The sequence below is a fragment of the Streptomyces sp. NPDC002958 genome (assembly GCF_055563255.1).
In genome coordinates this window covers 228120-251562 of sequence record NZ_JBVHDS010000004.1, presented here as the reverse complement: position 1 = coordinate 251562, position 23443 = coordinate 228120, and the positions used below count along the sequence as shown (strand labels likewise).

Genomic DNA, 23443 nt, shown 5'->3' with positions numbered 1-23443 from the left:
TTGACCAGCGAAGACGCGCAGACGAGGGCGGGCTGTACGTGTGCGTGTGCGCGCTGTACACGCAACGGAGCGTGACGGGCCGCATGGAGGGCGCGCTTCGGCCACTGCCCTGGGTGAATTGCGACCTCCTCTACCGGCAGCGGCACCCTTCGGCCAGCCCCGGCGGGGCGAGTTCCCGCATGGCCGCCTGCTCGGCCTCCGAGATGCACGGCAGCTGACGTGCGAGTACGTCGAAGTGCTGGTGTCCACGCCATGCGTCGTGGTCACCCACGACGAACAGCCGCCGACGAGCGCGACTCACCGCGACGTTCAGCAGGTTCGGGGCAGAAGCCGCCCAGGCTCGCGGGCCTGCTTTGTCCCCGCCCGCGCCGAGGACCAGCAGCACTACGTCGGCTTCCTTCCCCTGGGTCGTATGCACGGTGCCCACCCTGTCGCGCGGGACGACCCGGCACAGGCTGCGACGGAGTCCGGCCACGACATCCCGGAACGGACTGATGACGAAGAGCTCATGCTCAGGATCCAAGCCCTGGTCGACCAGCCGGTGCACGATGACGTTCGCGCAATCCCCCTCGTCCGGCGACCACTTGCCCTGCGACGCCCGCCCTCCGCTCACCGGCCACCACACGCCGCGCCGGGCCACGGCGTACTCGTCGTCCCGGTGCACCCCGTGCACCATGAGCCCGTCGTAGGCGATCTCGTTGCTGATCGTGAACATCGGGTCGTCGCAACGCCGGTGGACGCGCAGAGGCGACCCCACCCACACCCGGTCGTCCTCCGAGCCCTGGGGCGCGGGCAGCCAGGTGCCGTAGCTGTTCAGCCGGTCCGCGACGCGCTGCGCCGAGGTGCGGGACGGTTCCCACTCCTCAGCCACACCGAAGGTGCGTCGAAGAGCCTGCTGCCCCGTGTGCGGCAGCGTGACCACCGGCTCCAGCTGCAGCGGGTCACCCACGATGACGCCTCTGCGCGCCCGCCACAGCGCACCCACCGGCATCTGCGCGGTCGCCTGGCCGGCCTCGTCGATCAACATCCAGCCCAGCGACCGGGGCCCGAGACCCGTGAACATCCGATCCAGCGAGGCGAAGGTGGTGGAGACGACCGGCAGAGCGAGGAAGAGGCTCTGCCAGGCCGCCAGAACCACTTCCGGCTTCAGAGTCTTGGGAGCGTCGCCGCAGAGGACGTCCATCGCGGCGTCGAGATTCTTGCGCATCCGGTCGGCCGCGCCTTCGATGAACGCACGGTGCAGATCCATCGCTGCGAGAAAGAGCCGGGTGCGGGCCCGGGTGAACTCCGGGTCGGACCAGGGTGAGGAGAGCTCCCTCGCATCCTCCTCTGTTCTCTCGCCGCGCTCTTCTTGGCCCGGAATGCAGGTGCCCCAGCGCTCAAGGGCTGCCCCCAGGGTTGCCAGGAGTTGGGCGTGGCGTCCTTCCGCCGCATCGAGGGCGCGCCCGGCTTCATCCAGGGCCCCTCTGCCGGCCGCTTCGGCCCGGTCGTACGCGGCGGCCGCCTGCGTGTGTTCCTCGTACGCGGCCCGAGCTGTCTGCTCCGCCTCGGCCAGCAGCTGGTCCTCCGCCTGCCAGTCGCGCTGCGCCGCGCCGAGGGTGAAGATGCCCGCGGTCAGGCCGGGACGGTGCCGACGGTGCTCCGCCCTCCGGCCCGCAGGGCCTGCAAGGTCCCTCTGCGCCCTGCCACGAGCCGCACGGGCCTCCGCGGCCGGTTGCCGAAGTGCTTCCAGGTCCTGCTCGGCGCTGAGAACCGCCTCCTGGGCGGTGGTGACGGCCGCATGCGAACCGTTGAAGTCCAGGAGTGCCTCGTACGCTCGCTGTCGCTCGTCCTGCAGGGTCTGCACCGTCTGCCGTGCGTCCCGGAAGCGAGCTACAAACTCCCGCCACGACATCAGGTCGCTGCCGCGCGAAGCAGCCGCCTTCAGGAGGTCCCGCATGCCTTCGCCACGCTCGGCCCGCTCCTCGCGCGGAGGGCCGAACCAGTACTTGTTGCGGAAATCCGAACGGTTCCCCTTGTTGCCGAGCTTCGCGGCGAGGGTTCCCCACGCCGGTACGCCGTCGAGGACAAGTCGTCCCTGTTCCGGGAAGAAGGACGCTTCCTCCCGCCACTCCGCAGCGACGGATTCGAGCGCGGGGATCTCGTTGGAGACGTTCTCGACGGCGCCGTTGTTGGCCGACGCGATCACCATCTCGTAACCCGTCAGCTCTGGTTTGAGCGCCGCGACGGACCGCTGGTAGGTGCCGGTGCTCCAGCGGTGCGCCCGGTCGGTGAACGCGTCTTCGGGCCGCCGCAGCTCGGACAGTCGCTCTGCCCGCATGACCAGGACGGAGGCGATGAGGTCCCGCAACTGTGTGGTCTTTCCCGTACCGGGCGGGCCGTTCACCGCGTACAGGCCATCGGTTTCGGCGAGCTGCTCCACGATCCGGTTGACTGCGAACTGCTGGCTCAGCACCAGCGGATGCTCCGTCTTCGCCGGCCAGCGCCCGAGCGGGAAATGGGACGGCTGAACGCCGTCGAGTACCGCTCCGGGTTCGTGCTTGAGGTCGATGCGCGTACGGCCGCGCAGCGCGGTCGAGGCGGTCAGGTAGTCCCGTAGCGCGGGCCCCGGCTCGTCCTTGCTGAGGCTGCCCGCGACGAGGCCGAGGTCCGCCGCGATGAAGCTGTTGAGGAAGTCCGACCCGCCCGACCGGCCGGCCTTCCGCCGGGACACAGATCGGCACTGCACCCGAATCGTCTCCGGCCGCAGGTCGTCGGTGACACCGAACTGTTCTGCGACCCACCGGGTGACGGCCGAAAGATCCCGTACGGTCAGCGGCTTCTCGCCGAGCCGCGGCGGAGCATCGTCGCCGTCCGCCGTATCAGCTGCGTTGCCCTCGTCCAACGGGCTTTCGTCCAGCGACCCGTCGTCCTCGCGCCTGGCCGAGCGCCTTGCACCGCTGTCGGCCACCGCGTCGACGGCGCCGGAGAGGGCACCGACCGCCAGGTCACCGAGCACCGGTCCGAGTACGGCGTTCAAGGCACCGCCGACCGCGCCGACCGTGATCTCGCACAGCAACCCCGCGAAAGGCCGCTGCCGCCGCCCTGGCACGGTGTCCGCGATCGTCACCTTGCCGTCGCCGACGCCCAGCACAACGCCTTCGCACGCGTCGGCTTCCTCCTCGAATCCGTCGAGCCAGCCCTGGGCCCCCGGGCCGGGCTTACGGCTGCGCCCCACCGCCCAGGCACACGCGGAGAAGGTGATGGAGTCCTGGACCAACAGCCCTTCATCCGTGACCTCGAAGGCCAGCAGGGCACTGTCACCATCCACGCGGCCGTCGTGGTCCTCCTCGCTGCCGCCGAAGACATCAAGCAGGACATCGCGGACGGACGCGACCGGGTACACGCCGCAGTAGACGGTGTGCTGCCTGACCATGTTCCGGCCCGGGTTCCGCCGCCGTACGGGATGCCCCTCTTCCCACGGCAGCGGGCTCTCGGATTCCACGGGATACATGCCTTTCGGCGGCGAGGTCTTCTCCACCTTCTGCGGGCTGAACATCTCCACAGCCCGCCAGTAGCGCACGATGTCCGCCCTGCGCCTTCGCTCACTGCTCGCCGCCATACGGCCCGCCCCCTCGTTCCGGTCCGCCAGGAACGATCACCCTAGCCAGCTCCGTGCGCAGTGCGGAGGGGGTAGTGGCGCATATGCGACCTCAGGCCGGTGTCCGCTGTGCTGCTGGCGGCGAACGGAGTGTCGTGCGACTGTCAGGAATCGAGCGCTGGACCAAGCATTGCTTCGAGTCGTCGGGGCCGCTATCTGCATAGGCAACACGCCCTGGATGGCCTGGATTACGCCTCGTCGAGGGACGAGTTGCGCGATGCGCACTTCACCTTCCTCGCCGGGCGGCTGCGGGGTGCGCACGTCTGGGGGAACTGCTCGGTTCGTCCAGTAAACGATCTCGGTGCGTGCCTACCGTTGACCAGGAGAGACGGGCCGACGGGTCCCTGTTGTACGCGTCCGCGCGCGGGCTGTACGCGGTGCGGGGCATGACCGGCCCCAGTGGGCCTCGTTGGCCGATGCGTAAGTGGGGACGGTTCGGGACAGGCAGGGCGACGCGGGACGGTAACGGGAGGCGTGGGACGTGGACGATCAGCGACAGCAGCCGGAGCATGAGTACGAGGTGGGGTCGGGCATTCTGCATGTGTTCGGCCAGCACTTGAAGCTCTTCCGGGTGCGGGCGGGGCTGGAGCGTGCGGAGTTCGAGGCGATGACGGGGTACTCGGCGTCGAGCATCGCCTCGTTCGAGCAGGGGCGGAGGATCCCGCAGCCGAAGTTCATCGACCAGGCGGATGAACTGCTGGACGCGGGCGGTGTGCTGAAGACCAGCAAGGGGGAGGTTGCTCGGGCCCAGTATCCGGCGTTCTTCCGGGATGCGGCGAGGCTGGAGGCGGAGGCGGTTGAGCTGCATGTGTACGCCAACCACGGCGTGCCCGGGTTGCTGCAAACGGAAGAGTACGCGCGGGCGGTGTTCGAGATGTGGCGACCGATGCTGGAAGAGGAGATCGTGGTGCAACGGGTGGCAGCCCGCCTGGCCAGGCAAAAGATCTATTCCCGTCGCCCCAGGCCGATCATCAGCTTCGTGATCGAGGAGTGCATGCTGCGCCGCCCCCTGGGCGGGGACGGAGTGCTGCGTGGTCAGTTGGAGCAGATTCTCCTGATCGGCCAATACCGCAACGTCGAGATCCAGGTGATGCCGACCCGGCGCGAGGATCACGCGGGAATGGCTGGCGCCTTCACCTTGATCGAGACCAAGGAAGAGCGGAGGATCGCGTACGTTGAGGCGCACAAGGACAGTCGTCTCTACACGGAGCGAAGGTCGGTCCGGGAGTTCGAGGAGCAGTATGGCGTCCTCCGGGCCCAGGCAATCACTCCGCGCGAATCGCTGGCCCTCATCGAGAAATCTCTGGGAGAGACATGAACGCCGAAGCGCTTGTGGGGACGCCTGAGTCCGCGTGGTTCAAGAGCAGCTACAGCAGCGGAGCGGGCGGCGAGTGCGTCGAGGTAGCGACCCGCACGAACACCGTCCACGTCCGCGACTCGAAGGATAAGACGGGGCCCATCCTGTCTGTTGCTGCTGGCGGCTGGGCGGCCTTCGTGAAGTTCGCCGCGCAGAGCTGACCCCGGACGAACGGCGGCGCCCCGCCACCGAACTCCGGTAGCGGGGCGGTCACTTGCACGAGACCGTACGCGAGGGTCAGTCGGCCTTCTTTGCCCGGCCGCGAGTCTTCTTCTCCGGCCGCCACGCCATGAGGTCCTCGGCCGAGAGCCCGTGCTTGGCGCGCTGCTTGTCCAGGTACGCCTGATACTCCTCAGCGGGCGTGCCATCCCACTCTTCGTCGTACTCACCATGCCACTGGTGAACCCAGGGCATCAGCTCCTGGATGCCCGCGATGAGCGGGGTAAGTCGCGAGGTCTCCCAACCAGCCTGCTCCGTACGGTCATTGATCACGTTGATCAAAGCCTGCACTTGGTCCTTGTGATCCCAGCCAGCCCAACCGAGCAACAGAGTCGGGTCCGAGTCGGGCGACGCGTCGGGGTAGGAGATGAACCGCTCCTTGGGCATGTCTACCTTTCCGCGATGCGACCAGTAGGACGCTTTAGAGGCCATCTCATTTGGTTTAGGAAATCCAGGTGGGTGTGTGCTTCATCAGATGGTTGTCGTCGAGAGAGAAGTCGAGGGACTCGTAGAACGGGACGACTTCCGGGCTGGCGACCAACAGCGTGTTGCGCGTCCCTTGCTCCTTGGCCCACTCCACAAGCCTCCTGACCATGTCACGCCCGAGACCGTAGCCCTGGTGAGCGGGATGGACTGCAACGTCGACGATCAAGAGATAGAGAGTCTTGTCGCCGACGAGTCGGGCCATGCCGACCGCTTGCTCATCATGACGAGCAACCACTCCGAGCGTTGTTTCCGCCAGGGCGATTTCGCAGTCGGTGGGTGTCGGCGAGCCCCAACCCACCGACGCGCGCAGGCTCTGGTACTCGTCGACACTCGGCAGGGCTTCATCGATCCGATACATGGCTGGAAGATTAAGGGGCGGCCCGAGCGATCATCCGGCGGTAGCAGATGAGGGTGCAGGCGATGCTGGTGAAGGCGAGGAAGTGCTCGGCCTTGCGTTCGTAGCGGCGGTGGAGTCGGCGGCAGCCGGCGAGCCAGGCCACGGACCGCTCGACTACCCAGCGGTGGCGGCCCAAGTGGGTGGAGGACTCGACGCCCCGTCGGGCCAGGCGATGCGTGATGCCCCGGCTGCGGAGCCATTGCCGCAGGTGCCGGTAGTCGTAGCCCTTGTCGCCGTGCAACTTGCCGGGCTTGCGACGCCGCGGTCCCCTGCGGGAACGGATTGGCGGTATGCCCCGCACGAGCGGCTGAAGACCCTGGCTGTCGTGCATGTTTGCACCCGAGATGCCAATGGACAGCGGCAGACCGGTGCGCTCGGTGATCAAGTGGATCTTCGACCCGTACTTGCCGCGATCTACAGGATTCGGACCTGTCAGGTCCCCCTTTTCATCGCCCGCATGTTCACCGAGTCGATCGCGCACCGCGACCAGTCCAGCTGCCCGCGCGAGCCGAGCTCGTCCAGCACCAGGCGATGCAGCTTGGCCCAGACCCGGGCCTTCGACCACTCGCTGAAGCGCCGGTGGGCCGTCGGCCCCGAAGGCCCGAGGCAATTGCTTCCAGGTACAGCCAGAAGTGGCCACGAAGATGATCGCTGCCAGCACCTCCCTGTTGCCGTAGCGCCGTCGGCCACCACCCTGTGGCCGCGCTGGAGCGGGCGGCGCTACCCGTTCGAACAGCTCCCACAACTCATCTGGCACCAACCGCTCAACGATCCCCACAGCCGCAGACTACCGAACTCCCCAAATGAGATGACGTCTTAAGGAAATCGGCGGACGCGTACTTCGGCGGAGTTGGGATGTCGAGCCGCTTCCCTGTCCTGTCCTCTTCGCACTGGAGCTCCCAGACCTGCACCCAGCGCTCATTGCGCGGAGGGCCCGGCTTCGGGGCCGAAGGCGTTCCTGCTGCCGTCACGGTCCGACCTCCGCGGTATCCATCTCGCTCTATGAACGAACGCACAATCCGGCCCGACCCTACCTCGGACCTGACCGGCCACACCCGCCGGTCGATGGGTGATGACGAGCTCGCCTCGGCGCTGGCGGAGGTCACCGGAGTGCTGCGGGAGGTGGGCATCCGGGGCAACCGCGTCACCGTGCTGGCCTGCGACGCCGATGTACAGAGCGTGTCCCGGGTGACGGCCGCCGAGCAGATCACGCTGAGCGGGGGCGGCGGCACCGACATGCGGGTGGGGATCACCGCCGCCCTGGCGGCCCGGGACCGCCCGGACATCGTCGTCGTCCAGCGCGCTGCGAGGGCCGGCTGAGCCCGGCCAACCGAAGTCGAGGCGTCACGTCACCACCGCACCCAAGGCCACGAACCCGCAGATCAGCACGAACAGGACCGCCAGCAGCGGCCAGACGAACCTCAGGTATCTGTCGTAGCCCACCTTCGCCAGCGCCACCCCGCCGATCGTGACCGCAGTCGTCGGCACCCACAGGTTCATCCAGCCGCTCGCCGCCTGCCAGGCCGTGACGACGATTGCGCGCGAGACGCCCGCGAAGTCGGCGAGCGGGGCGAGGATCGGCATGGCAAGGGTGGCGTGGCCGGAGGTGGACGGGATCAGGAACGCCAGGGGCAGGTTGACAATGAAGACGAAGACCGCGAAGACGGCGGAGGACGTACCCGAGACCACGCCCTCGATGGAGTGCAGCACCGTGTCGGTGATCTGCGAGTTGTTCATGATGACCGTGACCCCGCGAGCCAGCACGATGACCAGTGCGGGCGAGATGAAGTCGGCGGCGCCCTGGACGATCGTCGAGCTGAGCTTCTGCTCGCCGAACCCCGCGACGATGCCGACGACGACGCCCGCCACCAGGAAGAGCGCCGCGAGCTCCGGGAAGGACCAGCCGAGCTCGAAGCCGTACGGGGTGGCTTCGGCTTCCCCCGTGAGGGCGCTGGACCAGGGCACCACCGAGAAGATCATGAAGGCGAAGGTCAGCCCGACCAGGACCAGGACGGTCTTGTGAAGGTTCGTGATCTCCGGGGGCTCACCCACGCCGGTGGCCGTGTGTTCGCGGTCGCCGGGGAGGAAGCCGGAGAGTGAACGGTCCGGGTTCCTTCGGACGCGTTTGGCGTACCGGATGACGTAGGCGATCGTCACCGCCGTCAGCACGATCCACATCAGCGCGCGCAGCACGATGCCGTCGCCGAGCGAGATTTCGGCCGCGGACGAGGCAACACCGGTGGCGAACGGGTTGACGGTGGAGCAGAGGACTCCGATACCCGCGCCGAGGATGATCGTGCCGGTTGCGACCATGCGGTCGTAGCCGAGGGCGAGCATCAGCGGGACGATCAGTCCGTAGAAACCGAGAGTCTCCTCGGCGAAGCCCTCGACCGTACCGAGGAGGGAAAAAACCAGCATCACGCCCGCGATGAGCAGGGCGCCACGGTCGCGCAGCCGGTGGGCGAGGCGTCCGATGCCCAGGTCCAGGGCGCCGGTGGCGAAGACGACCGTGATGAAGGCGCCGATCGCGATGACGAAAAGGAACACGCCTGCGCTGCCGTACAGTTCGCCGACCGTGTCCGGGCCGACCCGCCCGGTCCTGGTGTCCTGCACACCGTAGAGGCCGTTGACCGGGGAGAGGAAGAGGTCACCCAGGCGGTCGACGATGGTCTGGCCGGAGGGGACGCGGTGGTACGTCCCCTGGATCGGTGCGCCGTCCTTGTCGCGGTCGTACGCGCCGGGCGGGATCAGGAAAGCCAGCGCCCAGACGGCGAGCGTGACGACGACCAGGACGGTCAGGGCGCTGGGGAAGGTGAATTTCCGTCTGTCCGGCTGCTTCTGCTCCGGTCGGGCATCGGTGCCGGGCGTGCTCATGCGGTGCTTCCGCCCCGGTACGAAACCGCGTACTCGCGCAGGAACGCGGCTTCGGCGACGACCGCCGAGCGCAGCTCCGAGAACAGCACCCGTTCGTTGGGCGCGTGCAGGTTGCCCATGCTTTCCTGGTCCCCGAAGAGCAGCACCTCGGCTCCGGGCACGGCCCTGGACAGGCCGTTGACCAGCGGGATCGAGCCGCCGCCGGCGACAAGGGCGGCGTCCGTGCCACAGCCCTCGCGCAGGGCGCTGAGCGCGGCGCGATAGGCGGGGGCCCCGGTCGCGGGCTCGGAACCGGGGCCAATGTCGCCCGGGGTGACGGTGAGCAGAATTCCGAACGGGCGCAGTAACTCCAGATGGGTGACGAGCAAACCCTGTACCTCCCGGTGGACGTAGAGCAGCACGGTCGGGGCGTCGGGCGGCGGAGGGACCTCGGCAACGATGATCGGCACGGTGTCGGGAAGGACAAGCCGGTCGATGCGCTCGACCCCCGCCTCGCGCAGCAGCTCCACCGGCAGGTCGCGGGCCGGCCGCACGGGTCCGGCGGGGAAGCCAGGGAAGCCAGGGAAGCCGGGGAACGCGATGGACGCGATGGACGCGATGGACGCGATGGACGCGATGGACGCAAAGGTCGTGAGCCGCTCCGGATCCGCCTTGAGTCCGTCCATCAGCGCGTCGGCCCTGGAGCCCATGCCCATTGCTCAACCCCTGTTCCTCGTGGTGCCCGTACGCGAGGTTTCCGGGATCAATGGACCATACGGTTCGATTCCGCGCACGCCGTCTGTGGGCCCGTCAATCGCCGAGGACGACCGTGCGCTGTGCGGAGAAGTTCCCCCACTCCCCGTCAGGCAGCTTGGCGCGGATCGTCATCGAAGCGGTGCGAGGCCGAGGCGGATCACAGGCTGCCCGGGTCAGCTCAGCATGCGCGCCGCCTCGCGTGCCTGTTCGCGCAGTCGTTCGTCAGCAGGGGCCATCCCGGATTCCAGGCCCGAGGCCGTCACCCGGAGGTCCCGCTCGGCCAGGGCCGTCAGGCGGCGGCGATGGTCCTCGGTGAGAGCGCCGGGGCCGAGGACGACGAGCGCGTCCAGTGCGGTCACCGCGTCGGCGTCCTTCTCGGCGGAGTCCAGGAGCAGACCGGCCAGGCGTGGGGCATCGAGGGATTCGGGTGCGATCGCGTGCAGGGCGAGCACCGCGGCCGGGGTCTGCACCGGCTCCGCCAGCAGGCCCGGCCCACGGCTGGGCATCGACTTCGACGAAGAACGGTACGAGTTCCATGAAGCGGATCATGGCACCCGGCACTGACAATGACCCCGGCCGCGTGTGGAGGCCGAGCGCGGCGCACAGTTGCCGGGCCGGTCCGCCGGCAGCCGCAGACCCTTCAGCTGGTGAAGAACTCCGTGATCTGCTGGGCCACCTGGTCGGGGTGGACCTCATGCACTCGGTGACCGCCCCCGATCGTGATCAGCCGGCAGTCCGGGATCAGCGAGGCCATGTCCTGAAGGCGCCCCTGGGGCATGGTGGACTCCGGGCCGCCGGCGATCATCAGCGTCGGCGCGACGATCTCGCCGAGGCCGGCCGCCCACTCGGGGTCGGGGTCGGACACCTCGGCCCGGATGGGAGCGACCGCGGCCCAGTCGTAGTCCACCGGTCCCTCCGGCTCGGCGACCGGCTCGGGCTCGCTCGGGAACGGCGGCGGGGTCTCCACCAGCACCAGCCGCTCCACCCGGTCCGCGTGCTCCTGGGCGAGCAGATGGGCGACGACGCCGCCCATCGAGTGGCCGACCAGGCCCACCCGGTCGAGCTCGCACTCGTCGAGGAAGCCGAGGACGTCGTCCCGCATCAGCTCGAAGGAGTACTCGTCCGGCCAGTCGCTCTCGCCGTGACCGCGCAGGTCGAGGGCATACACCCGCCACTGTTCGCCGAGCAGGCTTCCGGCCGCCTCCCAGCTCGCGGCGGAGCCGCCGAGGCCGTGCAGCAGGACCACGGGCGACCCGAAGGGGTCGCCCCAGGTCCGATACGCCAGCCGTACATCGCCGACATCCACAACAGACTGATCTTCCATACCCATGACGCTACAGCCGAATGGCCGAAGACCTTTCCCCCGCGGCTCCTCCACGGCCTGGCGGGGTTGAGGGGCAGCGATGCGCACGACGGGCTCGGCCGCCCGTTCACCGAGGCGTGAGACAGCGCTGCGGTGGCAGGTGTACGGCGACCGTTACCGGATCGACGCCCGTTAAACCCGTGATCGACGGGCGCGGGAAGCGTCCGCCCGGCTGACTGCGTGCGCCGGTGCACATGCCATATGACCTGCGCTTTCACTCCTGTGTGAAGGGTGATCGTGACCCGTGACCCGACGGTCGGCAGCTCCGTTGAGGCTGACGAACGGCACACGCCGACGTGGGCCGGAACACCGAGGAGAGATCCGCATGATGAAGAAGATGCTGCTGGCCGCGATGGTCACTGCCGGTCTCGGCCTGGCCGTCAGCCCCGCCGCCCAGGCCGTGCAGAGCCCCGCTGCCATGCAGGCCGCGAAGGCACCGGCCGCGGTCTGCACCGTCAACGACAACGGGGTGAACTTCCGCGGCGGGCCGGGCTCCGAGTTCCCGGTCCTGGGCCAGGTGAACAGCGGCCAGAACCTCAACTACCGTGGCAAGCAGGGCAACTGGATCATGGGCGACCTCTGGGGCGGCCCCACGGGCGTCTGGATCCACACGGCCTACCTCAACTGCTGAGCCAACACACTCCGGCCTCGCGCCTCGGCCCCGTACCGCGCCTTCCGCGCGGTGCGGGGCCTTCCCGCGTTCGACAGAAAATCCCCAACTCCCCTGTGCCGAAAGGGTGTACGGCGCTTGCTCGCCTTCCTGGACGCCCGGGTCCGGGCCATGCGGCAGGAGGAGGCAACACTCCGACACCAGCCGGGTGGACACGGCCCAGCGGATCTTCCTGAAGAAGAGGAATCTGAACCTGGATCCGCCGCTCGACTGGAAGGTGTACGGCGACAGCTACCACATCGGCTGACGCAGACCCGGGTCGCGGCTGTGGCGCGCACGGCAGCACCCGTCGGCAAGTGCGCGCCCCCGCACCGGTTGCCGTGGACCCCGCTCGGGTCCACGGCAACCGGTCGACGGCCGTCCCCCTCGGCCGGCCGGTATCGGGATGCCCCGGAGCGTCAGGCTCCGGCGGCGATCCGCGCGAGGCGGCGGGCCTCGTCGCGGGTGGCACGGGCGATGGCGTCCTCGTCCGCGGTGATCAGGTGGTTGCCCTCGACGACGGGCTTGCCGTTGACGAGCGAGAGGGTGACGGGGGCCGCGGCGCCGAAGACGAGTGCGGTCACGGGGTCGGCGATGGAGGCGTGGGCGAGGGTGTCCAGCTTCCAGAGCACCAGGTCGGCGAGCTTGCCGGGCTCCAGGGAGCCGATCTGGTCGGCGCGGCCGAGTACCTGGGCGCCGCCGTACGTTCCCAGGCGCAGGGCCTGACGGGCATTCAGGGCCTTTTCACGGTGGGCGCCGAGGCGGTTGATGAGAAGGGCGTTGCGCAGTTCGGTGTGGAGTTCGCCGGACTCGTTGGAGGCGGTACCGTCGACGCCGAGGCCGACCGGGACGCCCGCGGCGAGCATGTCGGGCACCCGGGCGATGCCCGCGGCGAGCCGGGCGTTGGACGAGGGACAGTGCGCGACGCCCGTTCCGGTGCGGGCGAAGGCGGCGATGTCGGAGTCGTTCATATGGACGCAGTGCGCCATCCATACGTCGTCGCCGAGCCAGCCGGTCGACTCGAAGTAGTCGGTCGGGCCCATCCCGAACAGCTCGTGGCAGAACTTCTCCTCCTCCACGGTCTCCGAACCGTGCGTGTGCATGCGCATTCCCTTGCGGCGGGCCAACTCGGCCCCCTGTCGCAGAAGTTCGGTGGAGATGGAGAACGGGGAGCAGGGTGCGACGGCGATCTGGGTCATCGCGTCGAAGGAGGAGTCGTGGTGTGCGTCTACGGTCGCCTCGGTACCGGCGAGCGCACCGTCGAGGGTCTCCACGGCGAAGTCCGGCGGCAGCCCGCCGTCCTTCACGCTGCGGTCCATGGAGCCGCGGGCGAGGGTGAACCGTACGCCCATGTCACGGGCGGCCCCGATGATGGCACCGGACAGATCGCCGGCCCCCTGCGGGTAGACGTAGTGGTGGTCCATGGCGGTGGTGACGCCACCGCGGGCCATCATGGCGAGGGAGCCCTGCGCGGCGGCGCGGACCATCGGTTCGTCGATGCGCGCCCAGGTCGGGTACAGGGCGACCAGCCAGTCGAACAGGTTGTGGTCGGTGGCGAGACCGCGGGTGATCCACTGGTAGAAGTGGTGGTGCGTGTTGATCAGGCCGGGGGTGGCCAGATGCCCGGTGCCGTCGATGCGGCGCACGACGTTGTCCAGGTCCTCGGGTGCCCGGCCCGCGCCGATGGATTCGATGCGGTTGCCCGCGACGACGACATGGCCCGAGGCGTACTCGGTGTCGTCGGCGTCGACCGTCGCGATCGAGCAGTTCTCGATGACGATGCGTTCCAGGTGATCAGGGGCGGCCGATGCTGCCATGGTGCGTCCTTCTCTCTCCGGCGATGCGGGCACGGCAGGACCCTAGGAGGATTTGAGTGCCACAGCCGGGCGGCTGTGGGTGCCGAGATTGATGGAAGAACAAATTGAGCAGGACCGCGACAAGCGCGCCGGCGCTGATGTGCGGCGGTCTCGGCGTCAGAGGTTCGTCATGTCGACCGGGATCTGCGGCTCGATGCCGTCCCGCAGCACGGTGGCCTCGATGAGGCCGTACGGGCGGTCCGCCGCGAGGTAGACCTCATTGTCATTCTTGAGCCCGAACGGCTCCAGATCCACCAGGAAATGGTGCTTGTTCGGCAGCGAGAAACGGATCTCGTCCACCTCGCTGCGACTGTTGATGACGCGCGAACCCATCTGGTACATGGTCTGCTGCAGGGAGAGGGAGTACGTCTCGGCGAAGGCCTGGAGCATGTGCTTGCGCGTTTGCTCGTAGGACTTCTCCCAGTTCGGCATCCGCGCGTCGTCGCTGGTCCAGTTGTACCGCCACTTGGCGGACACCTCGGTCGCCAGGATGCGGTCGTACGCCTCCTTGAGCGTCGTGTACTTGTCCTTGACGTAGCCCCAGAACTCGGAGTTGGTGGAGTTCATCACCACGAGGTCCTTGAGCCCCGAGATGATCTGCCACTTCTCGCCGTCGAAGGTGATCTGGGTGGTGCGCGTCTCCTGGCCCTTGCGGACGAAGGAGTGCTTGACCTCGTCGGCGCCGATGAACCGTGAGTTGCCGTCGGAGGTGGCGATGCGCTCCCAGGCGTACTCCTCGATCCGTATCCTGGCCGTCCTGATCGATTCCTGCGACGTCACGAAGTGGCGGGCGAGGTGGATGCCGAACTGTTCGGCCGACTCGATGCCGTGTTCCTTGGCGAACGCGTACACCGTGTTCTTGGTGGTGTCGGTCGGCAGGACATGGGCGTTGGAGCCGGAGTAGTGGACGTCCTCCATGTCGCCGGAGAGAGCGACCGAGACGTTCAGGTCCTTGATGTGGTGGGTGTCGCCGTCCCGCGTGATCCTGACGACGCGGTTCTCTGCTTTGCCGTACTGGTTCTGGCCGAGGATCACAGGGCGGGGCCGGTGGGAATTGACTGTCATGTCTGCTAGCTCCCTCGGTATACGGAGTAGCCGAACGGGTTGAGCAGCAGCGGCACGTGATAGTGCTCGCCCGGTACGACGGCGAAGGTGATCGCCACTTCCGGGAAGAACGCACCGCTGTCCCTTACGCGGGGGGCGTCCTGCTGCGCCTCGGCTTGCTTGTCGAAGAAGTACGCCTCGGTCTCGAATTCGAGGCGTACATGGGTGGTGTCCTCCGGCAGCGCCGGCAGGTCCTTGCAGCGCCCGTCCGCGTCGGTCTCGGAGCCGCCGAGCGTCACCCACGGCGCGGCGCTGCCACTGCGGGCGGCGAGTGTGATGGCGACAGCCGCGGCGGGGCGGCCGATGCTGGTGTCCAGGATGTGCGTGGACACCGATGCGGTGGTGTCGGTGCTCAAGGCCGTCACTCTCCTTCCGTGACGAGACGGGTGAGCCTGATGCGGTTGATCTTGCCCAGTTCGGTGCGTACGATCCCGCGCTCCTGCTCGGGCGAGTTCCCGATCCGGGACTTCACCGCGTCGCGCATCTGCTCACCGGTTGCTCCGGTGGCACAGATCAGGAAGACATGTCCGAACCGCTCCTGGTAGGCCAGGTTCAGTTCGAGCATCTCGGCCTTGAGTTCCTCGGTGACGCCCACCATCCCCCGCTGTTCGCGGGAAGAGGTCGGGTCTCCGGGCTTCGGGCGGCCGATCGGCGGGTGACCGGCCATCGCGTCGGCCAGATCTTCCCCGGTCAGCGCGGCCGTGGCGGCGTCGCCGGCGCGGAGAAGGGCTTCCGCGGTGGCGTACGGGCGTCGGGAGAGAATCGCTCTGCCCCATGGCTCACTGGCGCACACCTCGTGCAACGCGGTGGCGGCCTCGTCGTCCGCCAGGGCGTTGAACCGGGCGAGGCCCGGTGTGGAGCTCGAAGTCACGGGAGCCTCCGTGGCTGTTTTCGCTGTGCGTTTTTGCGCTGCGCGTCGGTCGGGCTGCGGATAGCTAACGCCCTCCACAACACCACGTCAACACTTTGTTGAAATTACGCCTCTGTGAAAGGTCGCCGCCCGTTGATCCGGACGACGTCCCCGCGCGCCCTTCCACGGCCTTCGCTCACCTACGGCTCAACTACTCGCCTTTGGCGGCATTTTCTCCCTGTTGAGGTAGTTGTAGACGGTGAACCGGCTGACTCCCAGCGCGCCCGCCACCGTCTCCACACCATGCCGTACGGAGAAGGCACCGCGCGCCTCCAGGGCCCGCACCACCGACTGCTTGGTCCTGCGGTCGAGCTCGGCGAGGGGCCTGCCGTGCCGGCGCTCCATGGTGGCCAGGATGTGGTCGAGCGATTCCGAGAGCTGGGGCAGCCGGACGGCTATGACGTCGTCGCCCTCCCAGGCCAGCACGACGTCGTCGGCCTGCGCCTGCTCGGGCCCGAGCAGCTCGGCACCCATGGCGTCGACCAGCGGCTTGACCGCGGCGACGAGGGGATGGTCCGCCGGTTCGGTCACTTCGAGCCCTCCCCGATGACGTTGACCTGGAGCGATACCCGGGTGGCACCCGATGCCAGGGCGCTGCGCAGCAGGGAGTCCACCGCACCGAGCACCTCGTCCGCGCCGCCCTCCGCCGTATTGCCGAAGGGGCCGACGTCCACGGCGTCCAGGTCGGCCGTCTGGATGACCTCGCGGGCAACGACCGCGTGGGCGGGCGCCTCGTCGAGATCGAAGGGCTCGGTGGTGAACTCCACTCTCAAGCGCACTGTGCCTCCCTCATGCGTTCGCCGCGTCTGTGTGAAACCCGCGGCTCGGGCCCGACCCTAACGGACCGGCACCGAGGCCGTCCGGTGACAGTTCGCCCTCGACCGACGGACGGACTCGTCAGTCGCCGGACGGACTCGTTCCCCGGTACGGGAGCACACAGACGGCCACCGGGGCGGGGAAGGCGTCACCGGTGCGGGTCAGGCCGCCGCTCTTCGCGTCGCCCGGAAGACCGTCACCGTGCTCGGCCTCCGGTGGCGGCGAAGAGCAGCTTCCCGTCGGGCGAGCAGGCGATCTGCCGGGGGAAGTCGCCGCCTACCGGCACGGTGTCGAGCAGCCGCAGTACGGCCCCGTCGTCCTCGACGGCGTAGCGCGTCAGGTTGTTGTGACCCCGGTTGGCGAGGTGGGCGTACCGGCCGTCGCCGGTGACCAGGAACTGCGCGGAGCAGCTGGTGCCGGTTCCGGTTCCGGTGGGCTGCGGAGCGCCCGGGGACAGGGTGTCGGTGGCCGGGTCGTAGCCGCAGACGACGGCGGTGTTGTCGACCTCGCAGGCCAGGTGGGCGAAGCGGCCACCCGGGTGAAGCGTCACAGGCCGGCCCCGGGGCGCAGGGCCGCGTGGGAGACCTGGCCGAGCATGCCGCGGTTCTCGTCGAGCCGGTACGTGTACACGGAGTCGTTGTCCAGGTCCAGGGCGAGGATGTGGTTGCCGTCGGGGCGGTGGTGATCTGCTGGGTGTGCGGCCCGCTCCGGCCCGGGCCGGGCGGCGGTGCGGGAAGGCACCCGGCCCGACACGGGGGCGGCCGTCAGGAGAGCGCGCGAAGCGGCCGAGGCGCGCTCCGGCCCCGAAGTACGCCAAGTCCCTCCCCAGGGCCTCGCTCTTGGTGGACGATGGGGGTACGGAACGGAGTCGGCCCGTATCGGGCGGCGCCGGCGCGCACCGGTGCGCCGAGGTGGCCCGTCGCCGGGGCGTGCGCCCGCGGCCGGAGGGAGATCAGGGGGATCATGGTGGAGTCGGTGCCGGTACGCTGCCCGGCCTGCCGTCGCAACCACGCGTACAGCCCGCCGGTCTATCCCTGCCCGTGCGGTGCGCCGATCGCCCCGCCGGTCCTGCGCGACGCCCCGGCCCTGCCCATCACGCACCGCACCTGGAACGACGACTGGGTGACGGTGCGCTGCCGCATCTGCGGGCGCCACGACCAGTGGCCGCAGCCGGAGCTGTGCTGCCCGTGCGGGGCAGTGCTGCGGATACCGGTCCGGCCGGTGACGGCTCCCGACAGTGCCCCCGAACCCGCCGACGGACCCCGGACCGCCCGGCCGTCCCACATCCCGCTGCCGCATACGGCGCCGCCGCCCCGCCCTGCGTTCCGCCCCCTGCCCATCCGCACCCCGCGCGACGCGGTCGCGAGCGCCGCCCTGTATCTGAAATGGCTGGGCTACCACGATGTCGTACAACCGCCGGAGCGCTCCCCCGCACGGATCGACCTGCGGGCCACCGGGCTGATCGCCCAGGTCGACGCGGCCCCCCGCCCGACCGCCCTGCGCGACGTCGAATGCCTCTGGCTGAACGCACTGAGCACGTCGGTAACGAGCGCCTTCTTCTCGCTCGCTGGGTACGCGCAGAACGCGGCGGAATGCGCGGACGGTCTCGGTATCCCGCTCTTCGTCATGGACCTCACGGGAACGCCCCAGCCGGTCAACAGTCCTGCGGACAAGCTGATCGGCACCGGCGCCTGAGTCCTGCCCGGGGCGCCATACTTGCCCTATGCGTATCCGTACCGCCCGCCGCTCCGATCTGCCTCTGCTTCAGGACATCGAGCGCGCCGCCGGCGAACCGTTCCGCGCGCTCGGCATGTCCACCATCGCGGACGACGATCCCCCGCCGCTCGACCTGCTGGACGACTACCGCCGGTCCGGCCGCGCCTGGGTGGCCGCGGACCCCGACGACCATCCGGTCGGCTATCTGATCGCCGACCCGGTCGACGGCGCGGCCCACATCGAACAGGTCTCCGTCCATCCGTCCGCCGCACGGCGCGGCCTGGGCAGCACACTCATCGACCACCTCGCCGGATGGGCGGCCGACCGGCAGTTGAGCGCGCTCACGCTGACGACCTTCTCCCACGTCCCGTGGAACGCCCCGTACTACGCCCGCCTCGGCTTCCGTACGCTGGGCGACGCCGAACTCACCGACGGACTGCGGAAGATCAGGATGGAGGAGGCTGAACACGGCCTGGACCGCTGGCCGAGGGTCTGCATGCGACGCGAGATCACGCGCGGCAAGCAGGTTCCGTATCTCACCGGAACCAATCGGCAACAGTGAGTGCGATCGGTCACGTTCGGGCCAGGGGCCACAAATGTTCGGTCGGTTGTCAGTGGCGGGCCTTAAGGTGGGGGACATGGTTTTAACTCCACGGCACACACCACTTACCAACCCGCCGCGCACGACCCGACCGACGCCCCCGTCCGCCGCCGAGGCGAACGAGGCGATACGGGCCTTGGTCGACGCGCGAGCCGGACAGGACTGGTCCTCCGTGGAGTCCGCCGCCTATGAGGTGCTGCTGATCGAATGGGCGGCCGCGACCCGGGGCGTTGCCGGCGACATCATCGAGGCCGCCTGACAACGCCCGGGGCGATCCGGCCCTACTGGCCGTAGCACTCCCGCAGTTCGATCTTCCGGACCTTCCCGAGCAGTAGCGGGCCCGGGGGCGGTTCGTTGAGGTTCCTAGTCGCCGCCTCCGTCGCCGCCGTTCTCATCGCCGGTGATTGGGCTCCGGCGCCGGTTCTTCTGGGCATGACGCAGTAGGTGACTTGCGGTAAGCGTCATGGTCGCCACGACGCGGACCCAGCGGGGCGCGCCGCGCTCCGCCCACACCACACACGCGCATCCGCCGACGACGAGCGCCAAAACGCCAATCAGCACCAGAACAACCATGCTCCCCGCCCCTGCATTCGTTCGTACGGTCCCAGTGATCCTTTCAGGCCGGACGGGAGCGCCTCAACGGGGGCCCGGGCACTGTGACGTTGGCGGATGGCGTGGGAGGATCCTCGGGTTGATCACGATGGATCGTCCGTGGGATCTGTGGCGGGCCGTCGACCAGGACGGCAACGTGCTCGACATCCTCGTCCGGAACCGGTGGGACAAGGCCGCAGCCAAGCGCTTCTTCCGCCGCTGGTCCAGACCGGCCTGGCCGAGGCGCACGGGCCGGCTCGTCCGCTGACGCGCCGAATTCGGTGTACGTCCGGCGTCGCCCCGATGGGACGTCGACGAGCGCCTCGCGCGCACCGAAGGCCTCGAGGGCGCGGTCGAGATTACGTCCGCTGGTGTCGCCGAGCAGCGCCGTAGTACCGGTGCCGTGCACGTAAATTCATTGCAGATCCCCCTCGTCGTACTCGGTGCCGGCGCCCTGGGCCGTACGCTCGCGCAGTTCGATGCGGCGGATCTTGCCGGAAACGGTCTTGGGGAGCTCGGCGAACTCCAGTCGGCGGACCCGCTTGTACGGGGCGAGGACCGCCCGGGAGTGCTCGAACAGGACCTTCGCCGTGTCCGGGCCGGGTTCCCAGCCCTCCGCAAGCACGATGTACGCCTTGGGAACAGCGAGCCGCACCGGATCGGGGGCCGGCACGACGGCGGCCTCGGCGACCGCCTCGTGCTCCAGCAGGGCGCTCTCCAGCTCGAACGGCGAGATCTTGTAGTCGGATGCCTTGAAGACGTCGTCGGCGCGGCCGACATAGGTGATGTATCCGTCCTTGTCGCGGGAGCCGATGTCACCGGTGCGGTAGTAGCCGCCCGCCATCGCCTCGGCGGTCCGGTCCGGGTCGCCGTGGTAGCCGGTCATCAGCCCCACCGGGCGGTCCGACAGATCGAGGGAGATCTCGCCCTCTACCGCGCCGGGCTCACCGGTGACCGGGTCGAGCAGCTCGACCTTGAAACCGGGGCTGGGCCGCCCCATCGAACCGGCCTTCAGCAGCTGGCCCGGGGTGTTGGCGACCTGGACTGCGGTCTCGGTCTGGCCGAAGCCGTCCCGGATGGTGACGCCCCAGGTGCGCCGCACCGTCTCGATGACCTCCGGGTTCAGCGGTTCACCGGCCGCGACGACCTCGCGCGGCGGGGTCTTCAGCTGGGAGAGGTCGGCCTGGATCAGCATCCGCCAGACGGTGGGCGGGGCGCAGAAGCTGGTGACGCCCGAGCGGTCCATCTCGGCCATCAGCCGACCCGCGTCGAAGCGGGTGTAGTTGAAAATGAAGACGGTCGCCTCGGCGCTCCAGGGCGCGAAGAGGTTCGACCAGGCGTGCTTGGCCCAGCCGGGCGACGAGATGTTGAGGTGGACGTCCCCGGGCTTGAGGCCGATCCAGTACATCGTCGACAAGTGGCCCACGGGGTACGAGACATGAGTGTGTTCGACGAGCTTGGGCCTGGCCGTCGTACCGGAGGTGAAGTAGAGCATCAGCGGCTCGTCGGCGTCGGTCTCCCGGTCCGCCTCGAAGGTCTCCGGCTGGCCGTCGGCGCCGGTGTACGAGAGCCATCCGGGCGCGTCCGCGCCGACCACGATCCGGGTGTAGTCGCCGGGCACCTCGTCGAACTTGGCGGTGTCGGCGTCCCGTACCAGGACATGCCGGACCCTCCCTCGCTCCACCCGGTCGCGCAGATCGACCGGGCCGAGGAGCGGGGTGGCGGGAATGACGACGGCGCGCAGCTTCATCGCGGCCAGGGCCGTCTCCCACAGTTCGACCTGATTGCCGAGCATGACGAGGATGCGGTCCCCGGCCCGTATCCCCTGGGCGCGCAGCCAGTTCGCGGCCTGGTTGGAGCGGGCGGCCATCCGGGCGAAGGACACCTCGGTGCGGCCGCCGTCCTCCTCCACGATGTGGAGGGCGGTGCGGTCGTTGTTCTCCGCGATGGTGTCGAACCAGTCGAGCGCCCAGTTGAAATGATCGGCCCGGGGCCAGCGGAAGCCTTCGTAGGCCGCGCGGTAGTCCTCGCGGTGCTGCAGCAGAAAATCCCGGGCGGCCCGGAACGTCTCCGTCGCACTGGCTGCCGACATGTGCCCTCCTCATCGTGGACCGGAGCGGTCACCTAACATCATGTAAACAGTGACCCTGGTCTCACCACCCCCGAACGGGGGTGCAGCAAGCGGGGCTGCCGAGCCCCCGGAGCCGGGCAGAGAGGCGTCAGTGTGCCGGAATCCGTCGAGGCGGTCGAGATGCAAGCGGCGCTGCTGCGGCTGCGCCGGACCAGTGGACTTCCCGTGGCCTTCGGCGGGCTGCTCTCTGATGCCCGCCATGCCCGGATCGCCGAGCTGAACGGGGCGCGGACCGCCGCCCTGCGCGGGCTCGTCATCTCGGCGGGCAGCGGGCTCGGCGGTAAGTCGATCGCGCTGTCCCGGCCGTGCGCGGTATCCGACTACCGCTCCTCGCGCCACATCAGCCACGAGTACGACATGGCGGTCGCCGCGGAGGGCCTGCGCTCGGTGGTCGCGGTGCCCGTCGTCGTGCGACGCAAGGTGCGCGGCGTGCTGTACGGGGCGCTGCGTGAGCCGATCACGCTCGGGGACCGTACGTTCGACGCGGCGGTCGCCGCTGCCCGCGATGTGGAACAGGGCCTGGTCGTACGGGACGAGGTGCAGCAGCTCCTGGCCGTGACCCGGGAGCAGGTCAGGGGCCCGAGGGCGACGCCGGAGGCGTGGGAGGACGTCCGCGAGGCTCATCGGGAACTGCGTGCCCTGGTGCCGAAGGTCGTCGACCCGGTTCTGCGCGACGAGCTGCTCTCGGTGTGCGGCCGGCTCGCCTCCGCGGCCGGGACTCGCGCCCCGAGGCCCTGCGGGGTGCACTTGGCACCGCGCGAGGTCGACGTGCTGGCCTGTGTGGCGGCGGGGGCGACGAACGCGGTGGCGGCGGAGCGGCTCGGGCTGCGGCCGGAGACGGTGAAGGGGTATCTGCGTTCCGCGATGCGCAAGCTGGGGGCGCACACACGCCTGGAGGCGGTGGTGACGGCGCGACGGGCGGGACTGCTGCCGTAGCGCGCCATCGGGCGGGGCTGCTGCCGTAACGCGCCTTGGCGGATGCTCACCGTGCGAAGTCTTCGCCCGCCATGCCGCCGCGCCTCAGGACCCCGGATCGTGGGCCCGCCGCCCACATCATGGGTTCGTGATCAGTGTCCTGTTCGCCGTTCTGACCGCACTCAGCGACGGTGCGGCCTCCGTTCTCCAGCGCCGCGCCGCCCGCGACGTCCCCGACAGCAAGGCGATGCGTCTGTCGCTGATCGGGCATCTGCTGCGCCAGCGGGTGTGGCTCGCCGGGATCGGCCTGGTGATCGTCGCGGCCGTGTGCCAGGCCGTGGCGCTGGCCACCGGACCGATCTCGGTGGTCCAGCCGATCTTTGTGATCGAACTGCCGGTCACGCTGCTGATGGCCGGGTTCGCCATGCGGGTCCGGCTGTCCCGGCCGCTCTGGTACGCGGTCGGGGCCGTGACCCTGGGGCTGGCCCTGGGCATGGCATCCGCGGCTCCGGAAGGCGGCAGCACATCCGTGCAGGGAGCAGCCTGGGTGCCGGCTCTGATCCTGACCGGAGTCTTCGAGGCCGCACTGATCGGCGCCGCCCTGAGCACGCGCGGCAACCCCCGGGGCGCACTGCTCGGCCTCGCCGCCGCATGCGGGTACTCGCTCACGGCTGCGCTCATGAAGGACGCCATGGCCCAGCTCGCAGGGGGCGGCGGAGCGGTGGCACTCTTGATGTCCTGGCAGCTGTACGCCACCGCCGCGGCCGGGGTGGGCTCGCTGTTCCTCCTCCAGAACGCCCTCCAGGCGGGCATGCTGGTCGTCGTCCAGCCGCCGCTGACGCTCGGCGACGCGCTGATCAGCGTCCTGTACGGGGTGACATTGTTCGGCGAAAAGCTCCGCACCGGATGGTGGGTGCTGCCCGAACTGGTCGCGCTCGCCCTGATCACGGTGGGCTGCATCGAGCTGGCCCGCTCCCCGCTGGCGTCCGGAACCACACCCCCGCCCGCGCGCAGGCTCAGGTGAGCCGGTCCGGGCGATTCCCCGCGATCGGGTCGCGCCGCCCGGCCGCACAGGGCTATCCT

24 protein-coding genes and 6 pseudogenes are annotated in these 23443 nt (G+C 69.2%); 11 read left to right on the top strand and 19 right to left on the bottom strand.

Features of this window, described 5'->3' with window-relative positions; genetic code table 11:
* Window positions 1-130 precede the first annotated feature (130 nt).
* A complete protein-coding gene (locus ACZ3IC_RS09960; RefSeq protein ID WP_467414451.1) occupies window positions 131-3601 on the bottom strand; it encodes a DEAD/DEAH box helicase in 3471 nt (1156 codons plus the stop codon).
* 520 nt (window positions 3602-4121) lie between these two features.
* Here ACZ3IC_RS09960 and ACZ3IC_RS09955 point away from each other — a divergent pair.
* Window positions 4122-4958, top strand: a complete 837-nt coding sequence (locus tag ACZ3IC_RS09955) for a helix-turn-helix domain-containing protein (RefSeq protein ID WP_467414449.1) — start codon at window positions 4122-4124, stop codon at window positions 4956-4958.
* Window positions 4955-5158 (top strand): DUF397 domain-containing protein, encoded by a 204-nt coding sequence (locus tag ACZ3IC_RS09950; RefSeq protein ID WP_467414447.1) that lies wholly within the window; start codon window positions 4955-4957, stop codon window positions 5156-5158. Before ACZ3IC_RS09955 ends, ACZ3IC_RS09950 begins: the two co-directional genes overlap by 4 nt.
* Window positions 5159-5234: 76 nt before the next feature.
* Here ACZ3IC_RS09950 and ACZ3IC_RS09945 read toward each other — a convergent pair whose 3' ends face one another.
* The 3 genes and pseudogenes from ACZ3IC_RS09945 to ACZ3IC_RS09935 all read right to left on the bottom strand — a co-directional run bounded on the left by ACZ3IC_RS09945 (window position 5235) and on the right by ACZ3IC_RS09935 (window position 6871).
* Window positions 5235-5648 (bottom strand): DUF7008 domain-containing protein, encoded by a 414-nt coding sequence (locus ACZ3IC_RS09945; protein WP_467414444.1) that lies wholly within the window; start codon window positions 5646-5648, stop codon window positions 5235-5237.
* A 10-nt stretch (window positions 5649-5658) separates the two neighbouring features.
* Window positions 5659-6060 carry a GNAT family N-acetyltransferase gene (locus tag ACZ3IC_RS09940; RefSeq protein ID WP_467414443.1) on the bottom strand — a complete coding sequence of 134 codons (402 nt, stop codon included), beginning with the start codon at window positions 6058-6060 and terminating at the stop codon, window positions 5659-5661.
* Window positions 6061-6070: 10 nt separating this feature from the next.
* Window positions 6071-6871 (bottom strand): annotated as a pseudogene (locus tag ACZ3IC_RS09935) (IS5 family transposase).
* Window positions 6872-7101: 230 nt separating this feature from the next.
* Here ACZ3IC_RS09935 and ACZ3IC_RS09930 point away from each other — a divergent pair.
* Window positions 7102-7419, top strand: a complete 318-nt coding sequence (locus ACZ3IC_RS09930) for a VWA-like domain-containing protein (protein ID WP_467414442.1) — start codon at window positions 7102-7104, stop codon at window positions 7417-7419.
* A gap of 24 nt (window positions 7420-7443) precedes the next feature.
* Here the strand turns inward: ACZ3IC_RS09930 and ACZ3IC_RS09925 are convergent, their stop codons facing one another.
* The 5 genes and pseudogenes from ACZ3IC_RS09925 to ACZ3IC_RS09905 all read right to left on the bottom strand — a co-directional run bounded on the left by ACZ3IC_RS09925 (window position 7444) and on the right by ACZ3IC_RS09905 (window position 11032).
* Window positions 7444-8973: a YfcC family protein gene (locus ACZ3IC_RS09925; protein WP_467414439.1), complete on the bottom strand. Its 1530-nt coding sequence runs from the start codon at window positions 8971-8973 to the stop codon at window positions 7444-7446.
* Window positions 8970-9662 (bottom strand): hypothetical protein, encoded by a 693-nt coding sequence (locus tag ACZ3IC_RS09920; protein WP_467414438.1) that lies wholly within the window; start codon window positions 9660-9662, stop codon window positions 8970-8972. Before ACZ3IC_RS09920 ends, ACZ3IC_RS09925 begins: the two co-directional genes overlap by 4 nt.
* 100 nt (window positions 9663-9762) lie before the next feature.
* A pseudogene (locus ACZ3IC_RS09915) lies at window positions 9763-9870 on the bottom strand (fibronectin type III domain-containing protein); the annotation flags it as partial.
* Between the two features lie 11 nt (window positions 9871-9881).
* On the bottom strand, window positions 9882-10214 hold the full coding sequence (locus ACZ3IC_RS09910) for a hypothetical protein (protein ID WP_467414437.1): 333 nt from the start codon (window positions 10212-10214) through the stop codon (window positions 9882-9884).
* A gap of 134 nt (window positions 10215-10348) precedes the next feature.
* Window positions 10349-11032, bottom strand: coding sequence for an alpha/beta fold hydrolase (locus ACZ3IC_RS09905; RefSeq protein WP_467414435.1), 684 nt, complete (start codon window positions 11030-11032; stop codon window positions 10349-10351).
* A gap of 364 nt (window positions 11033-11396) precedes the next feature.
* Between ACZ3IC_RS09905 and ACZ3IC_RS09900 the strand changes: the two genes are divergently transcribed.
* Together ACZ3IC_RS09900 and ACZ3IC_RS09895 are read left to right on the top strand one after the other, a co-directional pair.
* Entirely contained in the window at window positions 11397-11702 is a 306-nt protein-coding gene (locus tag ACZ3IC_RS09900) for an SH3 domain-containing protein (protein WP_467414433.1), read from the top strand.
* A gap of 114 nt (window positions 11703-11816) precedes the next feature.
* Window positions 11817-11988, top strand: a pseudogene (locus ACZ3IC_RS09895) (chitosanase); the annotation flags it as partial.
* A gap of 151 nt (window positions 11989-12139) precedes the next feature.
* On the opposite strand, the gene ACZ3IC_RS09890 reads toward ACZ3IC_RS09895, so the two are convergent.
* From ACZ3IC_RS09890 to ACZ3IC_RS09860, 7 genes and pseudogenes are all read right to left on the bottom strand, one after another.
* Complete coding sequence (locus ACZ3IC_RS09890; RefSeq protein WP_467414432.1) at window positions 12140-13537, bottom strand: 8-oxoguanine deaminase; 1398 nt, start codon at window positions 13535-13537, stop codon at window positions 12140-12142.
* 156 nt (window positions 13538-13693) lie between these two features.
* Entirely contained in the window at window positions 13694-14641 is a 948-nt protein-coding gene (pucL, locus tag ACZ3IC_RS09885; protein ID WP_467414429.1) for a factor-independent urate hydroxylase, read from the bottom strand.
* Between the two features lie 5 nt (window positions 14642-14646).
* A complete protein-coding gene (gene uraH, locus ACZ3IC_RS09880) occupies window positions 14647-15036 on the bottom strand; it encodes a hydroxyisourate hydrolase (RefSeq protein WP_467414427.1) in 390 nt (129 codons plus the stop codon).
* 5 nt (window positions 15037-15041) lie between these two features.
* Window positions 15042-15551, bottom strand: a complete 510-nt coding sequence (gene uraD, locus ACZ3IC_RS09875) for a 2-oxo-4-hydroxy-4-carboxy-5-ureidoimidazoline decarboxylase (RefSeq protein ID WP_467414424.1) — start codon at window positions 15549-15551, stop codon at window positions 15042-15044.
* A gap of 186 nt (window positions 15552-15737) precedes the next feature.
* Window positions 15738-16121 (bottom strand): helix-turn-helix domain-containing protein, encoded by a 384-nt coding sequence (locus ACZ3IC_RS09870; RefSeq protein WP_467414423.1) that lies wholly within the window; start codon window positions 16119-16121, stop codon window positions 15738-15740.
* The gene (locus ACZ3IC_RS09865) at window positions 16118-16369 is read right to left on the bottom strand and encodes a YkoF family thiamine-binding protein (RefSeq protein ID WP_467414422.1); all 252 of its coding nucleotides are present in this window, start codon (window positions 16367-16369) and stop codon (window positions 16118-16120) included. The genes ACZ3IC_RS09870 and ACZ3IC_RS09865 overlap by 4 nt, the downstream gene beginning before the upstream one ends.
* 118 nt (window positions 16370-16487) lie before the next feature.
* Window positions 16488-17137: pseudogene (locus ACZ3IC_RS09860) on the bottom strand (beta-propeller fold lactonase family protein); the annotation flags it as partial.
* Between the two features lie 235 nt (window positions 17138-17372).
* Here ACZ3IC_RS09860 and ACZ3IC_RS09855 point away from each other — a divergent pair.
* The 3 genes from ACZ3IC_RS09855 to ACZ3IC_RS09845 all read left to right on the top strand — a co-directional run bounded on the left by ACZ3IC_RS09855 (window position 17373) and on the right by ACZ3IC_RS09845 (window position 18982).
* Window positions 17373-18101, top strand: coding sequence for a hypothetical protein (locus ACZ3IC_RS09855; RefSeq protein WP_467414734.1), 729 nt, complete (start codon window positions 17373-17375; stop codon window positions 18099-18101).
* Window positions 18102-18129: 28 nt separating this feature from the next.
* On the top strand, window positions 18130-18684 hold the full coding sequence (locus ACZ3IC_RS09850) for a GNAT family N-acetyltransferase (RefSeq protein WP_467414419.1): 555 nt from the start codon (window positions 18130-18132) through the stop codon (window positions 18682-18684).
* Window positions 18685-18760: 76 nt separating this feature from the next.
* Window positions 18761-18982 (top strand): hypothetical protein, encoded by a 222-nt coding sequence (locus tag ACZ3IC_RS09845; protein ID WP_467414418.1) that lies wholly within the window; start codon window positions 18761-18763, stop codon window positions 18980-18982.
* Window positions 18983-19086: 104 nt separating this feature from the next.
* Here ACZ3IC_RS09845 and ACZ3IC_RS09840 read toward each other — a convergent pair whose 3' ends face one another.
* Window positions 19087-19296: a hypothetical protein gene (locus tag ACZ3IC_RS09840; RefSeq protein WP_467414416.1), complete on the bottom strand. Its 210-nt coding sequence runs from the start codon at window positions 19294-19296 to the stop codon at window positions 19087-19089.
* A 145-nt stretch (window positions 19297-19441) separates the two neighbouring features.
* Here ACZ3IC_RS09840 and ACZ3IC_RS09835 point away from each other — a divergent pair.
* Window positions 19442-19534 (top strand): annotated as a pseudogene (locus ACZ3IC_RS09835) (DDE-type integrase/transposase/recombinase); the annotation flags it as partial.
* A 24-nt stretch (window positions 19535-19558) separates the two neighbouring features.
* On the opposite strand, the pseudogene ACZ3IC_RS09830 reads toward ACZ3IC_RS09835, so the two are convergent.
* Window positions 19559-19729 (bottom strand): annotated as a pseudogene (locus ACZ3IC_RS09830) (AMP-binding protein); the annotation flags it as partial.
* Entirely contained in the window at window positions 19730-21406 is a 1677-nt protein-coding gene (locus ACZ3IC_RS09825) for an AMP-binding protein (RefSeq protein ID WP_467414413.1), read from the bottom strand.
* Between the two features lie 132 nt (window positions 21407-21538).
* Between ACZ3IC_RS09825 and ACZ3IC_RS09820 the strand changes: the two genes are divergently transcribed.
* Both ACZ3IC_RS09820 and ACZ3IC_RS09815 read left to right on the top strand, forming a co-directional pair.
* Window positions 21539-22381 (top strand): helix-turn-helix transcriptional regulator, encoded by an 843-nt coding sequence (locus tag ACZ3IC_RS09820; RefSeq protein ID WP_467414410.1) that lies wholly within the window; start codon window positions 21539-21541, stop codon window positions 22379-22381.
* Between the two features lie 127 nt (window positions 22382-22508).
* Window positions 22509-23384, top strand: a complete 876-nt coding sequence (locus tag ACZ3IC_RS09815) for a DMT family transporter (protein ID WP_467414408.1) — start codon at window positions 22509-22511, stop codon at window positions 23382-23384.
* The last annotated feature ends 59 nt before the right edge of the window (window positions 23385-23443 follow it).